The organism is Sphingobium sp. 22B (assembly GCF_001580035.1).
GTDB classification, from domain to species: Bacteria; Pseudomonadota; Alphaproteobacteria; order Sphingomonadales; family Sphingomonadaceae; genus Sphingobium; species Sphingobium fuliginis.
In genome coordinates this window covers 219,738-232,372 of sequence record NZ_LTAB01000006.1, presented here as the reverse complement: position 1 = coordinate 232,372, position 12,635 = coordinate 219,738, and the positions used below count along the sequence as shown (strand labels likewise).

At 65.3% G+C, this 12,635-nt stretch carries 12 protein-coding genes; 7 read left to right on the top strand and 5 right to left on the bottom strand.

The window, feature by feature from the left end:
• Positions 1 to 72 precede the first annotated feature (72 nt).
• Positions 73 to 957 (top strand): LysR family transcriptional regulator, encoded by an 885-nt coding sequence (locus A0J57_RS08365; protein WP_061937054.1) that lies wholly within the window; start codon positions 73 to 75, stop codon positions 955 to 957.
• Positions 958 to 1,005: 48 nt separating this feature from the next.
• On the opposite strand, the gene A0J57_RS08360 is transcribed toward A0J57_RS08365, so the two are convergent.
• Positions 1,006 to 2,226: an NAD(P)/FAD-dependent oxidoreductase gene (locus A0J57_RS08360; protein WP_061937051.1), complete on the bottom strand. Its 1,221-nt coding sequence runs from the start codon at positions 2,224 to 2,226 to the stop codon at positions 1,006 to 1,008.
• Between the two features lie 528 nt (positions 2,227 to 2,754).
• Between A0J57_RS08360 and A0J57_RS08355 the strand changes: the two genes are divergently transcribed.
• Positions 2,755 to 3,783 (top strand): AraC family transcriptional regulator, encoded by a 1,029-nt coding sequence (locus tag A0J57_RS08355; RefSeq protein WP_044660980.1) that lies wholly within the window; start codon positions 2,755 to 2,757, stop codon positions 3,781 to 3,783.
• A 169-nt stretch (positions 3,784 to 3,952) separates the two neighbouring features.
• Here A0J57_RS08355 and A0J57_RS08350 read toward each other — a convergent pair whose 3' ends face one another.
• Genes A0J57_RS08350 through A0J57_RS08335 form a run of 4 tightly spaced genes read right to left on the bottom strand, consistent with a single transcriptional unit; the run spans position 3,953 to position 6,315 of the window.
• Positions 3,953 to 4,255 (bottom strand): non-heme iron oxygenase ferredoxin subunit, encoded by a 303-nt coding sequence (locus tag A0J57_RS08350; RefSeq protein ID WP_061937048.1) that lies wholly within the window; start codon positions 4,253 to 4,255, stop codon positions 3,953 to 3,955.
• The gene (locus A0J57_RS08345) at positions 4,252 to 4,770 is read right to left on the bottom strand and encodes a nuclear transport factor 2 family protein (protein ID WP_061937045.1); all 519 of its coding nucleotides are present in this window, start codon (positions 4,768 to 4,770) and stop codon (positions 4,252 to 4,254) included. Before A0J57_RS08345 ends, A0J57_RS08350 begins: the two co-directional genes overlap by 4 nt.
• Positions 4,740 to 5,108, bottom strand: coding sequence for a hypothetical protein (locus A0J57_RS08340; RefSeq protein WP_061937042.1), 369 nt, complete (start codon positions 5,106 to 5,108; stop codon positions 4,740 to 4,742). The genes A0J57_RS08345 and A0J57_RS08340 overlap by 31 nt, the downstream gene beginning before the upstream one ends.
• A gap of 13 nt (positions 5,109 to 5,121) precedes the next feature.
• Positions 5,122 to 6,315, bottom strand: a complete 1,194-nt coding sequence (locus A0J57_RS08335; protein WP_061937039.1) for an aromatic ring-hydroxylating dioxygenase subunit alpha — start codon at positions 6,313 to 6,315, stop codon at positions 5,122 to 5,124.
• A gap of 295 nt (positions 6,316 to 6,610) precedes the next feature.
• Between A0J57_RS08335 and A0J57_RS08330 the strand changes: the two genes are divergently transcribed.
• The 5 genes from A0J57_RS08330 to A0J57_RS08310 all read left to right on the top strand — a co-directional run bounded on the left by A0J57_RS08330 (position 6,611) and on the right by A0J57_RS08310 (position 12,632).
• A complete protein-coding gene (locus A0J57_RS08330; RefSeq protein WP_061937036.1) occupies positions 6,611 to 9,016 on the top strand; it encodes a TonB-dependent receptor in 2,406 nt (801 codons plus the stop codon).
• Between the two features lie 5 nt (positions 9,017 to 9,021).
• The gene (locus A0J57_RS08325) at positions 9,022 to 9,549 is read left to right on the top strand and encodes a nuclear transport factor 2 family protein (RefSeq protein ID WP_235600818.1); all 528 of its coding nucleotides are present in this window, start codon (positions 9,022 to 9,024) and stop codon (positions 9,547 to 9,549) included.
• Between the two features lie 134 nt (positions 9,550 to 9,683).
• Positions 9,684 to 10,919: an aromatic ring-hydroxylating dioxygenase subunit alpha gene (locus A0J57_RS08320; RefSeq protein ID WP_061937033.1), complete on the top strand. Its 1,236-nt coding sequence runs from the start codon at positions 9,684 to 9,686 to the stop codon at positions 10,917 to 10,919.
• Between the two features lie 11 nt (positions 10,920 to 10,930).
• A complete protein-coding gene (locus A0J57_RS08315; RefSeq protein ID WP_025548494.1) occupies positions 10,931 to 11,275 on the top strand; it encodes a hypothetical protein in 345 nt (114 codons plus the stop codon).
• A gap of 49 nt (positions 11,276 to 11,324) precedes the next feature.
• Entirely contained in the window at positions 11,325 to 12,632 is a 1,308-nt protein-coding gene (locus A0J57_RS08310) for an acetamidase/formamidase family protein (RefSeq protein WP_061937030.1), read from the top strand.
• Positions 12,633 to 12,635: the final 3 nt, after the last annotated feature.

Below are 12,635 nucleotides of genomic sequence, written 5' to 3'. Positions count from 1 at the left end.
TGGCTTTGGTATAGACGGGTCAGCTTTGCAGATATACGAGTATGTGGACACATTGGTTGTGCGGATTTGCCCATGCTGAATTCCGACGAACTGCGCCTGTTCCTGGCCGTGATGCGGGAGGGCAACATGCTGGCCGCCGCGCGCCGGGTCGGGGTGGATCATAGCACGGTCGCCCGGCGCCTGACCAATATGGAGGCGACGCTGGGCGCGCGGCTGTTCGACCGCAGCCCGCGCGGGGTGACGCCCACGCCCGCCGCCTTCGCGCTGGTTTCCCATGCCGAGCGGATCGAGAGCGAGCTGCTCGCCGCGATGAGCAGCGTCGCGGGGCGCGACCGGGAGGTGGAGGGGACGGTGCGGCTCGCCACGCCGGAGGCCTTTGCCAGCCATCTGATCGCGCCGCGCGTGGCCGAGTTGCGGGAGCGGCATCCGCGCCTGACGCTGGAGCTTGCGTCCGAAAGCAAGGCGGCCAGCCTGTCGCGGCGGGAGGCGGAGATCGCCGTGATGCTGAAGCCGCCGCCCAAGGGGCGGTTCGTGACGCGCAAGCTGGCCGATTACCGGCTGGGGCTCTATGCGTCGAAAGCCTATCTGGCGCGGGAGGGGGTGCCGACGGGGCGGGGCGACCTGAGCCGTCATGTCTTCGTTTCCTATATCGAGGAACTGGCCGGGTTCGCGGAGATGATCGCGCTGGACCAGCTGTTGCCCGGCGCGGCCATCGTCTTCCGCGCCAGTTCCAGCGCCGCGCAGCATGCGGCGGTGGCGGCGGGGATGGGGCTGGGCGTGCTGCATGTCTTCGCGGCGGCGGAGGACGAGCGGCTGGTGCAGTTGTTTCCGGAGTCGATGGAGGTGTGGCGCAGCTATTGGCTGGTGATGCATGCCGATCTGCAGAGGCTGCCCAGGGTGCGGGCGGCGGCGGATTTTCTGGAGGAGGTGACGCGGGAGATGCGGGAGCGCTTATAGGGGCGCGGGCCGATCCCCGACCGCCGCCTTCGGCGGGAGATCGGGCGTTCAGGCCGCCATCTTCACGGGGATGGCGGGATCGGCCAGCTTTGTCCGGTCGACCGCGACGCCTTTCAGGATCAGGGTGCGGGCGCCCATGAAATCCCTGGGGCTGTTGATGGCGTCGACCGCGATCACCCGGCCCCCGCGCAGATACAGGGCGGTGAACGGACCGTTTTCCGGATCGCCGCGCACGACCATGTCGTCGGCGTCCCGGTTGAGGCCGGCGGATTGCAGCCTGATGTCATACTGGTCGGACCAGAAGGTCGGCAGCGCGCGATATTCGGCCGGCGCCCCCAATATGGTGTCGGCGGCGGTGGCGGCGGAATCCATCGCATGCTGCACGGATTCGAGCCGCCAGAGCCCGCCCGCATGGGGATTGGGGTGCCGCGCGCAGTCGCCTATCGCCAATATGCCTTCCGCCGAGGTCCGGCAATATCCGTCGACCAGCACGCCGCCGTCGCAGGCGATGCCCGCCTGTTCCGCGAGCGCCGTTTCCGCATCGATGCCGATGCCGACGATGGCGATGTCGACGGGGATTTCCCTGCCCGAGGCCAGGCGGATGGCAGAGACGCGATCCGCGCCGGAAAAGCCCGCAATCCGTTCGCCCAGGCGCAGGTCGACGCCCCGGCGGCGATGCTGCCGTTCGAAGAAATCGGAGAGCAGGGGGGAGGTGACGCGCTGGAGGACGCGGGGCTGCGCCTCCACGACGACGACTTCATGCCCCATTTCGCGCGCCGCCGCCGCGACCTCCAGCCCGACATAGCCCGCGCCGACGAGGCCGACCCGGCGACCGCCGCGAAGCCCCGCCCGAATGGCGTCCACATCCGCGACGGTGCGCAGATGATGGATGCCCGGCAGGCCGGAACCGGGGCAGCGCAGGGCGCGCGCCCTGCCGCCCGTCGCCAGCACGCACCATCCGAAGCGGATCGTCCGGCCATCGTCCAGTTCGGCGCGCCGCCCGGCGGGATCGAGCGAACGGACCCTGCATCCCAGTTCGAACCGGACCCGCTGTTCGTCCCAATAGCCGCTGTCCCGCAGCAGCAGCCGGTCGATCTGCATGGCGCCGACCAGATAGGCCTTGGAGAGGGGAGGGCGGTCATAGGGCAGGCAGTCCTCTTCGCCCGCCACGGCGATGCTGCCGGCAAAGCCCTTCTGCCGCAGCGCAATGGCCAGATGCGCGCCCGCATGGCCGCCGCCGACGATGAGGACGTCCGTTTGCTCGTTCAATGCGATTCTCCTCCCCTGTGCGCGGTCGCCGGGCGACGATCCGGCGCGTTTCCGGGCCGTCGCGGGCGCGCCGCCGCCGCGCCGCGCGAACGGATTGCCGGGCGGCGAGGGGCAACGGCCTGTTTCCCATCGACATTGCGGATCGTTCGGGCCGGCGACAGCCCATGCCGATGCTTCGAAGCTGGGCCAAAATCGCCGCTGCCACTATCCCCTGAGCGCAGGCCTTGCCCTGATCGCGCGGTCTTTTCGGGCGGCAGGCTTGACCCGGCCCTGTAATAAGAGTGTCATCGCGAAAGGGACGAGGCTGTAACGACATCCAGCCATGACGGCCTGCAAAGGGCGGTCGTCCGCGCTTCCGGCACGCTGCGTTCCGGATCGCGGGACCGCCACGTCCGGCGCGTCATTTTCCGGATGTCGATGCAGCCGAGGGAGGGCCGTGTCGATGATCCGTCGCCGGGGTGGGCAGCATCCACCGGAGCGAGGCAGGCGTTTCAAGCCGGGTCGGGGACCGGGCCAGGGAGGACGAGCATGTTGACGCAAATGGCTGCGCCGAGCCGCTTCTGGAATGGCGAGGCGCTTCCGCTGGTTCAGTGGAACAGGTTCAGCAGCACCGACGCGGGCGATGTCGAGGCGCATATGAGCCGGATGTTCTGCCCCCACAGGCTGGACGTGCAGGGCGGGCGGCCGCCGATCGATTTCCGCCACAATCAGGCGCAGTTGAAGGCGCTGACCTTCAACGCGCAGGATTATGGCAATCCCTTCGGGCGGATTTCCATCGACGTGCCGCAGATGGGGCAGATCTATCTGGTGCAATTCTCGCTGACGGGCACGTCCTTCATCACCCATGACAGGGACAGTTTCAGCCTGGCGCCCGGCGAGATGTGCGTGCTGGCCCCGGATTCGCATTTCCGCCAGACGTTCGAGGCGGGCTACAAGCATTTCACCATCAAGATACCCAAGGCCGATCTGGAGCAGGTGCTGGCGAGCGAACTGGGGTTCCGGCCGGACGATCTGGTCTTTTCGACCCGGCCGGTGCCGCTGGTGGGGGCGGCGCAGGCCTTTGCCCATCTGGTCCGGACGATCTGCGACGACATCGATTACGGGCTGACGGGCTATACCCATCCCCGCGCCAGCGGCGCGGTGGAGGATACGCTAAAGCGCCTGCTGCTGGCGGCGGTGCCGCACAATCATTCCGAACTGTTCGACAGCGCGCCATCCGGGCCCGCGCCCTATTATGTGCGGCGCGTCGAGGATTTCGTGCGGGGCCATGCGTGCGAGGCGATCTCCCTGATCGACATGATCGAGATTTCCGGGGTCAGCGCGCGGTCGCTGCATGCGGGGTTCCGGCGGTTTCGCGGGGTGACGCCGATGGTCTACCTCAAGAATGTGCGGCTGGACCTGGCGCGCAAGATGCTGCTGGGCGGCGTGGAGGAGGGGCATAGCGTGACCGATGTCGCGCTGGCCTGCGGGTTCAGCCATCTGAGCAAATTCGCGCGTGACTATGCGGAGCGGTTCGGGGAGCGGCCCTCGGCTACGTTGCGGCAGTTGAAGGGGTGAGGGGCGGGCGCGTGTCGGTTCTGTTCCGGTGGGATTGAGGCGCAGCCTGTTCCTGCGAAGGCACTCGAACGAGACGAGTGGCTCGTGAGAGTCCAGTTCCAGCGGCGGGACTGGGTTCCTGCCTTCGCAGGAGCAGGGTGGAGGTTTGACTTAAGCGCTGCACCGGCCATCAGGGCGCGATATGCACCGCGCCGTCGACGATCTCCACCGCATAGGTCTTGAGCGCGATGGAGCAGGGGGCCGCGCAGGGGGCGCCGGTCCTGATGTCGAAGCTGCCGAGGTGGAAGGGGCAGACGATCCTGCCATCCTCTATCTCGCCCTCCGCCAGCGAGGCTTCGCCATGGGTGCAGAGGTCGTCGGTGGCGAACACCTCCCCGTCCAGCAGATAGACGGCGATGCCGTGGCCGCCGTCCAGTTCGACGCGGTGCACTTCGTCTTCGCTGAGATCGTCGATTGCGCAGAGGCGGATCATGGGGCGAACGCTTTCTTGATCGCCCAGGGGGGCGTCGCCACGCCCTGCACGCGCAGGTCCAGCTTCACGGACGTGAATTTCCATTCTTCTTCCTCATATATTGTCAGGCTGTCGTACCAGCCGCCCAGCCAGCGGTCTTCCGGACCGGAGTCCCCGGCCATGGTGGACAGTTCCCAAAGATACCAGCGGCAGCGCGCCGAGCGGGCGTCTTCCATAAATTCGACATGGGGGGCGACCATATAGTGGATCGACCACAGCACCTGTTCGGCGGCGATGCGGGCGAGGCCCCGGGCAATGGCGGCGGCGCCGTGGAAGGTGGCGAAGCCCTCCGCCAACCAGGTGGCGTCCGCGTGGAACAGCGGTCGCATGATCGCCGGGTCGTTCCTTCGGTCCGCGCCGTGGGCGTAGCGCGCCACGAGACCTTCCATCTCCTGGCGCGCTTCGATGCGGAACAGCCGTTCCTCCATGGGCAGGGGGGCCATATTCAGGCGGCCATCGGGCGCAGCCCGCGCCATGTCTCCTGCCCGCCATGGACGGCGAGGAAGCGCGCCTCCTCGAACGCATAGGGGACGCCGGGGGAGCCGGAATATAGTTCGATATGCGGGGCGACCTCGGCCAGCGAGAGGGCGAGATTGTAGAGGGCGTGGTGGCTTTCCGGCAGCGCGCCCAGCGGGAAGCGGTCGACCTCCGCCAGCGCGTCCGGCAGGCGGGGCAGCATGCGGTCGTAGAAAGCGCGCAGTTCCGCCGCGCTCGATGCCTGCCGCTTGCGCTGGCGCTGGTCGGCGGTGGGCAGGTTCCAGTCGAGAAGGGGGGAGAGGTCTTCGAAGCCGGTGGGCAAAGTGGGTTGCGTCATGGTCTTTTTCCCCTCACGCATTGACATATCGGTCGACCACGGCGGCGCTGTGGCGGATGAGGATTTCGTCGTCCTGGAGATTCTGGACGAGCTTGGCGCGCGACTGCATCGCCCTTTGCGTGTCCTCCATGGTGGCGGTATCCTCCAGCCAGGCGTTGCGCTGAAGCGTCATCGCATGTTCGATGGCCCAGCGTTCGGCGTTGGTCTTTGGCGGGCGGACATAATAGCGGCCCTCCCAGAGCGTGCGGTTATGGGCGATGGGCCAGAATTGGTGGGTGAACCAGATGCCCTCCGACACGTGGATCAGCGTGTTGGGGAAGAGGACGCTGAGTTCGAAGGCGAAATCGTCGCGCTTGTCCGGGTTGATCGCGGGGGGCAGCATGGTTTCGGCGCGCTGGGTGACGAGCGAGGCGCCTGCAATGTTATTGGCGATGCCCGCGACCGGGGTGGGTTTCGCGCCCAGCGTCAGGCAGACGGCGCAGCTGCGGTGCGGGCCCATCAGCTTCACATTTTGCAGCCCGGTGGAGAAGGTGTTGGGGAAGGAGCCGGCATGGATGGTGTCGACATGATAGGCCTCCGCAAAGGCGTCGTGCGCGACCTTCCAATTGCATTCCAGTTCGGTGTGGTAGGTGAACTGGTAGCTGAGTTCGGCAAAGGGGAAGCCCGCGAAATGCGCGGCATAGTCGCCCAGAAAGTCGGCCAGGCTGTTGTCCGGATTTTCGGCCAGGTTGACAAAGATGAAGCCTTCCCAGACATCGGTGTGGATGGGGGTCAGGCCGTTCCGCTGCCTGTCGAAACATGGGTAGAAGCGTTCCTCGCTCGGCACATGTTTCAGCGCGCCGTCCGCGCCATAGACCCAGCCGTGGAAGCGGCAGGTGACGATGGCCGCCTTGCTGCGGCCGAAGGTTTCCGGGCCGGTTTCGGTGACGACGGTGTTGCCGCGATGGGCGCAGACATTGTGATGGGCGCGCACGACGTCGTCCTTGCCGCGCATCAGGATGACCGACGTGTCGGCGGCGGCGAGGCGTTTGACCTTGTAATCGCCCCTGTCGGGGATTTCGTCGACGCGGCCGACGCAGAGCCAGACCTTCCTGAATATCTTCTCCCGTTCCCGTTCATACCAGTCCGGGTCGATATAGGGTTCGATGGAGATGGGGCCCGATCCCAGTTCGGGATGTTCGTGTAACCAGCGATGCGCGTCGTTCATCATCCTGTCCTTGCCGTTGCATCGGTTGTCGTTGCGGCTTCCGAATGCGTGAAATCGGCATGGATGATGTCGGCGCGCGCCATGCCCCGCTAGCCCGATCCGGTGCGCCTTAGCCTGGGGGCGCATCAAAGGCGCGGGGGGACGGAAGCGGTGCGGAAGGGCTTTTTCGCGGTTCCTCACTCCGTCGCGCTCAGATGATGAACTTCGCGGGATCAGGCTAGCGCGGCTGGCCGATCTGGGTTCGATTATGGCGGTACCAGAAAAACAAAATGCCAATCGAGACGGGGAGTCGAAAATGGAAGATGAAAGCTGCAAACCCATATCGTCCGGCCGCGCGGCCCGGCGTCTGCAATCGGGTTCGGTGCGCGCGCTGGTCGCCGGGCTGGCGCTGGCGTCCGGAGCGCCCGTTCTGGCGCAGCAGGCGCCGAAAGACCCGGCTGCGAGCCAGAATAGCGGTATCGCGGAAATCACCGTCACCGCCCGTCGCCGCGCGGAGTCGCTTCAGGATACGCCGATCTCCATATCGGCGGTGACTTCGGAAGGTCTGGCGCAGCGGGGGATCGATAATGTCACGCAGATCGGAGACTTCACGCCGAATGTGAAGTTCAACAGTTCTGTGCCGGTATCGGCCAGCAACGCCACGGCGGCGATCTTCATTCGCGGCATCGGGCAGAATGACTATCAGCTTTCCGCCGATCCGGGCGTGGGACTGTATCTGGATGGCGTCTATATTTCACGCGGCGTCGGCAATGTGCTCGACGTCCTCAATGTCGAGCGGATCGAAGTGTTGCGCGGGCCGCAGGGGACTTTGTTCGGCCGCAACACCATCGGGGGCGCGGTGAGCGTGGTCACGAAGAAGCCCGCCGACGATCTGGGGGCCAGCCTGGAGCTGACGACCGGCAGCTACGACCGGGTGCAGATCAAGAGTTCCATCGACGTGCCGCTGGCCGAGGGGGTCTATACCAGCCTTTCGGGCTTCTATCATATGCGCGACGGCTATGTGAAAGGCACGGTGCCGCTGGCGCCGGACCTGGGCGACACCAATACGATGGCGGGGCGTTTCGCGCTGCGGCTGGAGCCGACGAGCGAGATTTCCATCAACATCGCCGTCGACGGCACGCGTTCGCGGGAGGAAACCGCGCCCAACGTCATGCTGGCGGTCGATGAGAACGCGCCGGCGGCACAGGTGTGGAACGGCCTTTATTCGGGCGCGGCGGGCATCTGCACCGACCTGTCCAACCCGGCCCGGCTGTCCGACACGCGCTGTTACAACAGCCAGTGGGCGCAGGCGCCCTATCGCCATGGCGGCACGTTCCGGGCGATTTCCAGCACCTTCGACAATTTCGGGAAGCGGCGTTACCAGTCGGCGTCGGACCTCAACATCTGGGGCGTTTCCGGCACGGTGGAATGGCGGCTGGGCGACAATGTGTCGGCCAAGTCCATCACCGCCTATCGCAAGGTGACGGGTTTCTGGACCCGCGATTCCGATCATAGCCCGGCCAGCATCGTCCAGACCAAGAGCGACTGGAAGCAGGATCAGTTTTCGGAGGAACTGCAACTGATCGGCGATGCGCTCGACAGTCGTTTGAACTGGGTCGTCGGCGGCTATTATTCGAAGGAAAGCGGCAATCACCAGGATCTGGTCAACATTGTCGACGCCGTCTTCATGAGCGGTGCGATCCTTGATGGACGGAGCCTTGCCGCCTTCGGTCAGGCGACGTTCGAGATCGTCCATAATCTCAGCCTGACCGGCGGCATACGCTGGACCGAGGACAAGAAGACCTTCGACAATGGCAATCAATATGTCGTGGCGGCGGGCTTCCTGACGGGGCAGCCCTTCAATCCCGACGGGTCGGGGTTGCAGGACGGCGATCCGCTGATGGGCCCGCCCGGACGGACGACGATCAAGGACCGCGCCTGGACGCCGATGGCCAGCCTTTCCTATCGCTGGTCGCCCGAATTCCTGACCTACGCATCCTATTCGCAGGGGTTCAAGGGCGGCGGCTTCACCCAGCGCGTCTTCCCGCCCTTCGCCAATATTCCGTCATTCCGGCCGGAGACCAGCACCACCTATGAAGTCGGCTTCAAGTCCGACCTGTTCGACCGGCGGCTGCGGGTGAACGGCGCGGCCTTCGTCAACGATTATGACGATCTGCAGATCACGGTGAACGATCCGCGTCTGGGCTTCGCGCCGATCATCCAGAATGCGGCGAAGGCGCGCATCAAGGGGCTGGAGCTGGAAGTGCAGGCGCGGCCGACCGAGGCGATGAAGCTGGAGGCGGGGCTCGGCTATCTGGACGCGAAATATCGGCAGGTGGACATCCGGGCGCTCAACAGCGGCGTGACCAGGGATTCCCATTTGCAGAATGCGCCCAAATGGACGCTGAGCGCGGGCGCATCCTACGACATCCGGGTCGACGGCGTGGGCCGGTTCACGCCGCGGGTCGACTGGTCCTACCGGTCGAAGGTCTATAATGACGCGGTGAACAGCCCGCTGCTGATCCAGAAGGGCTATCATCTGGTGAACGCCTCCATCGGCTATAGCGACGAGCCGGAAAGCTGGCTGATCACGCTGGGCGTCAAGAACCTGACCAAGCAAGTCTATCTGGGTTCGGGCTTCGTGGATTCCTTCGGCGGGATCACGGAGGGGGCGTTCGGGCGGCCCCGCGAATGGTTCCTGAGCGCGCGCCGGACCTTCTGACAATCATGCGGGCGCCGGTCTTCCCGGCGTCCGCCCTGGCGGGCGAGGACGGCATGGCGGAAATATGGGAACGCAGGGTCGAGCGGCTGGAGGCGTTGCGCGACATCGATGCGCTGATCGTCGACCTTTCGCGGGCCTTCGATGCAGGGCCTTCGGCGGAGATGCTGCGGCCGCTTTTCACCGAGGATGCGGTCTTCCGGGTCGACCGATATGGGGTGTTGTCGGGCGGGGACGCCATCGCTGAGGGCGTAGCGGGCAATGCGGAGCAGGGGTTCAGATGGACCCTGCATTATCTGGTTTCGCCCAAGGTGACGCTCGATCCCGCTTATGAGCGGGCGGGCGTGGAATTCATGCTGTGGGAGGTTGCGACCTCAGCCAGCGGGCGGGCCTATTGGATCGGCGGGCGCTATGTCGCGGACGTGCGGAAGATGGCGGGCGGCTGGCGGTTCGGTGCGCTGGAACTGCGGGCCGATCTGATCTCCCACTATCCCGATGGGTGGCGGGACAAGCCGGAGGCTTTGGGAGATGCGTGAAGTTGGAGCATGTCCTGTCAGGAAAGAGGAGGGCTTCGACAGGCTCAGCCCGAACGGGGGCGGGTCGGCACGCTGTTGCCCAGGGTCCTGTGGCGAAGAAGCGATAGAGTTTACGGAAAATATCGGAGAGTAGGATGACCACGACATGCACGGCGGAAGACTTGCGCCATATCAACCGCAGCGTCGATGATATTCGCGAAGAACTGGGCGTCGATCCGGTATCGGTGCGGGCGATCAGCGATCCGGCCATTTACGAGCTTGAACGGGAGAAAATCTTCCGCAAGACCTGGTTGAAGGTCGCGACAAGTTGGGAACTGCCCCATGTCGGCGACTATAAGGTCAAGGAACTGCCGGTGGCGGACGCATCCGTGCTGATCGTGCGGGGCAAGGACGGGCGGATCAGGGCCTTCCACAATGTCTGCACCCATCGCGGGAACAAGGTCGTTCCGAGCAGCGGTTTCGAGACTTTCGGGCGGTCGCGCGCCAATGTCGTCACCTGCCGCTTCCATGGCTGGGTGTTTTCGACCGACGGGCCGATGCGTTCCGTGCCGATGAAGGAGAAGTTCGGCAAGCTGGATACCGCCTGTCTTGGCCTGCGCGAAATCCATTGCGATAGCTGGGAAGGTTTCGTCTTCATCCATTTCGACGCCGAACCGGCGCAGACGCTGACCGACTATCTGGGCGATTTCGGCCGGTTGTTCGGCGGCTATCCCTATGCGGAATCGACCACCGCCTTCCGCTATTCGACGGTGCTGAACTGCAACTGGAAGGTCGCCCATTACGCCTTCAGCGAAGGCTATCATGTGCCGACCATCCATGCCGGATCGCTGCCGGGCTTCAAGGGGGTGGAGCATGGCGATTTCAAGCTGATGGGGCCGCATGCCTCCTCCACCATCTATGGGGCGGGGATGGACACGGCGCCCTCGACGCTGGCCTTCGCGTCGATGCTGAGCACGACCGAGCGCCATCGCCCGCGGCCCGACCAGTTGCCGCCCGCGATCAACCCGGAGCGGCGGGCGGATTTCCAGTTCGAACTGCCCAACCTCTTCCCCAATTTCATCATCCATCTGGCGTCGGGCTGCGGCTATCCGGGCATGTCCTTCTTCACGCATCAATTCTGGCCGCTCGACCATGGGCGGACGCTGTGGGAGGGGATCAACTATTTCCGGCCTGCCCAGAATGCGGCGGAACAGGTGGCGCAGCAGCATGTGAACGCGCTGCATCGGAATGCCTGGCTGGAGGATACCGCCACCATGGAGGACACTTTCGCCGGCATCATGTCCGGATCGATCGACGCGATGCAGTTGATGGATCAGGAATTTCTGATCCGCCACGCGGCGCGCACGCTCGACACCTATCTCGCGGCTTGAGGAAGCATAGCATGACCGACCCGATACTCCCCGCGCCCTTTGCCGATCTGGCGCCGCTGGCCGCCCATTGGGCGCGGCCCAGCGAGAATGAGCGCAGCGAGATACGCTGGAGCGCCAGCGCCGCCGATTTCAGGGCGCTGTATGAGGCGATGATGCCGCGTCTGGACGCAATATTGCGGCTGTTGTCGGAGCATCCCGCCAGCGGCATGCCGGAGGATGTCCATAATCTCTTCCTGCTCGCCTGCGCCTTTGCCGAGGCGTCGCCGCATCATGAGCTTTACGGGGGCAGCAGCGCCGTTCCCTTCAGCTTCGATGCGCGGCGCTTCGTGCGCATGGATGGCGATGCCGCGCTTTGAGCGGTCCCACGGAAACTGAGCGGTCCCATAGCAACAAAGGGTAGTTCCAATGTCTGACGCGCGTTCGCATATCGAGGTTCATGACTATAGCGGCGGGATCGTCGGGCCGGGCATCGCGCCGGCCGGGACCGTTCGCGACGGCGGCACCATCCGCACCGGCACGCCGCCGGGCTGCTGGGGGCCGATGATCACGCCGAAATTCCAGGGCGGGCATGAAGTCACCCGTCCCGTGCTGGTCGAAGGGGCGGAGGTCGGGGACGCCATCGCCATCACGCTGAAGACCGTGCGGGTGACGTCGCTCGCCACCTCTTCGGGCGTGATGGAATTTGTCGAGGGGCGCTATGTGGGCGATCCCTTCGTCGCGAAGCTGTGCCCGAGTTGCGGCACGACCGCGCCGTCCAGCCATATCGAAGGCATTGGGGACGAGGCGGTGCGCTGCGACAATTGCGGGGCGGAGGTGAATGCGTTCCGCTTTTCCAACGGCTATGTCATCGTGCTGGACCGGGAAAACAACGTTTCGCTGACCGTAAGCAAGGATGTCGCGGAACGGATCGCCGGGGATGCGCGGAATATTGCGGCCATTCCGGACGGGGCGGACCAGCATTCGATCCTGGCGCTGGCGCGGGCGGATATTGCGGGCCTGGCGAGCCGCATGCGGCCTTTCCTGGGCAATATCGGCACGGCGCCGTCCCGCGACCTGCCGGATTCGCATAATGCGGGGGATTTCGGGTCGTTCCTGATCGATGCGCCGCATGGCTACAGCTTCACGCAGGAGGAGTTGGACCGGCACAAGACGGACGGGCATATGGACACCAATTCGGTGCGGGAGGGCGCGATCCTCATCTGCCCGGTCAAGGTGCCCGGCGGCGGCGTCTATATGGGCGACATGCATGCGCAGCAGGGCAATGGCGAGATTGCCGGCCATGCCACCGACGTGTCGGGCGTGGTCGAACTGGAAGTGAAGGTGATCAAGGGGCTGAAGCTGGACGGCCCGATCCTGTTGCAGCATCGCGACGACCTGCCCTTTCTGGCGCAGCCGATGAGCCGGGAGGAGCGCGCGGCGGTCGGGCGGCTGGCCGAGCGCCATGGGCAGAAGGTGATAGAGGACAATGCGCCGATCACCTTCATCGGTTCGGGGCCGACGCTGAACGACGCGACCAGGAACGGGCTGACCCGCGCCGCCGAGGTGACGGGATTGCCCTATGACGAGATCCTCAACCGGGCGACCATCGCGGGATCGATCGAGATCAGCCGGTTGCCCGGCGTGGTGCGCGTCACCTTCCTCTGTCCGACGCCGATCCTGGAGCGGATGGGCGTGGCGGAGCTGGTGCGGCGGCAATATGGCACGCAGGCGTGATCG

Bases quoted from the DNA above. Each gene is read 5' to 3' on its own strand.
- A0J57_RS08365 (WP_061937054.1), top strand. From the start codon at position 73: ATGCTGAATTCCGACGAACTGCGCCTGTTCCTGGCCGTGATGCGGGAG.
- A0J57_RS08355 (WP_044660980.1), top strand. From the start codon at position 2,755: ATGTTGACGCAAATGGCTGCGCCGAGCCGCTTCTGGAATGGCGAGGCG.
- A0J57_RS08350 (WP_061937048.1), bottom strand. From the start codon at position 4,255: ATGATCCGCCTCTGCGCAATCGACGATCTCAGCGAAGACGAAGTGCAC.
- A0J57_RS08345 (WP_061937045.1), bottom strand. From the start codon at position 4,770: ATGGCGCGGGCTGCGCCCGATGGCCGCCTGAATATGGCCCCCCTGCCC.
- A0J57_RS08340 (WP_061937042.1), bottom strand. From the start codon at position 5,108: ATGACGCAACCCACTTTGCCCACCGGCTTCGAAGACCTCTCCCCCCTT.
- A0J57_RS08335 (WP_061937039.1), bottom strand. From the start codon at position 6,315: ATGAACGACGCGCATCGCTGGTTACACGAACATCCCGAACTGGGATCG.
- A0J57_RS08330 (WP_061937036.1), top strand. From the start codon at position 6,611: ATGGAAGATGAAAGCTGCAAACCCATATCGTCCGGCCGCGCGGCCCGG.
- A0J57_RS08325 (WP_235600818.1), top strand. From the start codon at position 9,022: ATGCGGGCGCCGGTCTTCCCGGCGTCCGCCCTGGCGGGCGAGGACGGC.
- A0J57_RS08320 (WP_061937033.1), top strand. From the start codon at position 9,684: ATGACCACGACATGCACGGCGGAAGACTTGCGCCATATCAACCGCAGC.
- A0J57_RS08315 (WP_025548494.1), top strand. From the start codon at position 10,931: ATGACCGACCCGATACTCCCCGCGCCCTTTGCCGATCTGGCGCCGCTG.
- A0J57_RS08310 (WP_061937030.1), top strand. From the start codon at position 11,325: ATGTCTGACGCGCGTTCGCATATCGAGGTTCATGACTATAGCGGCGGG.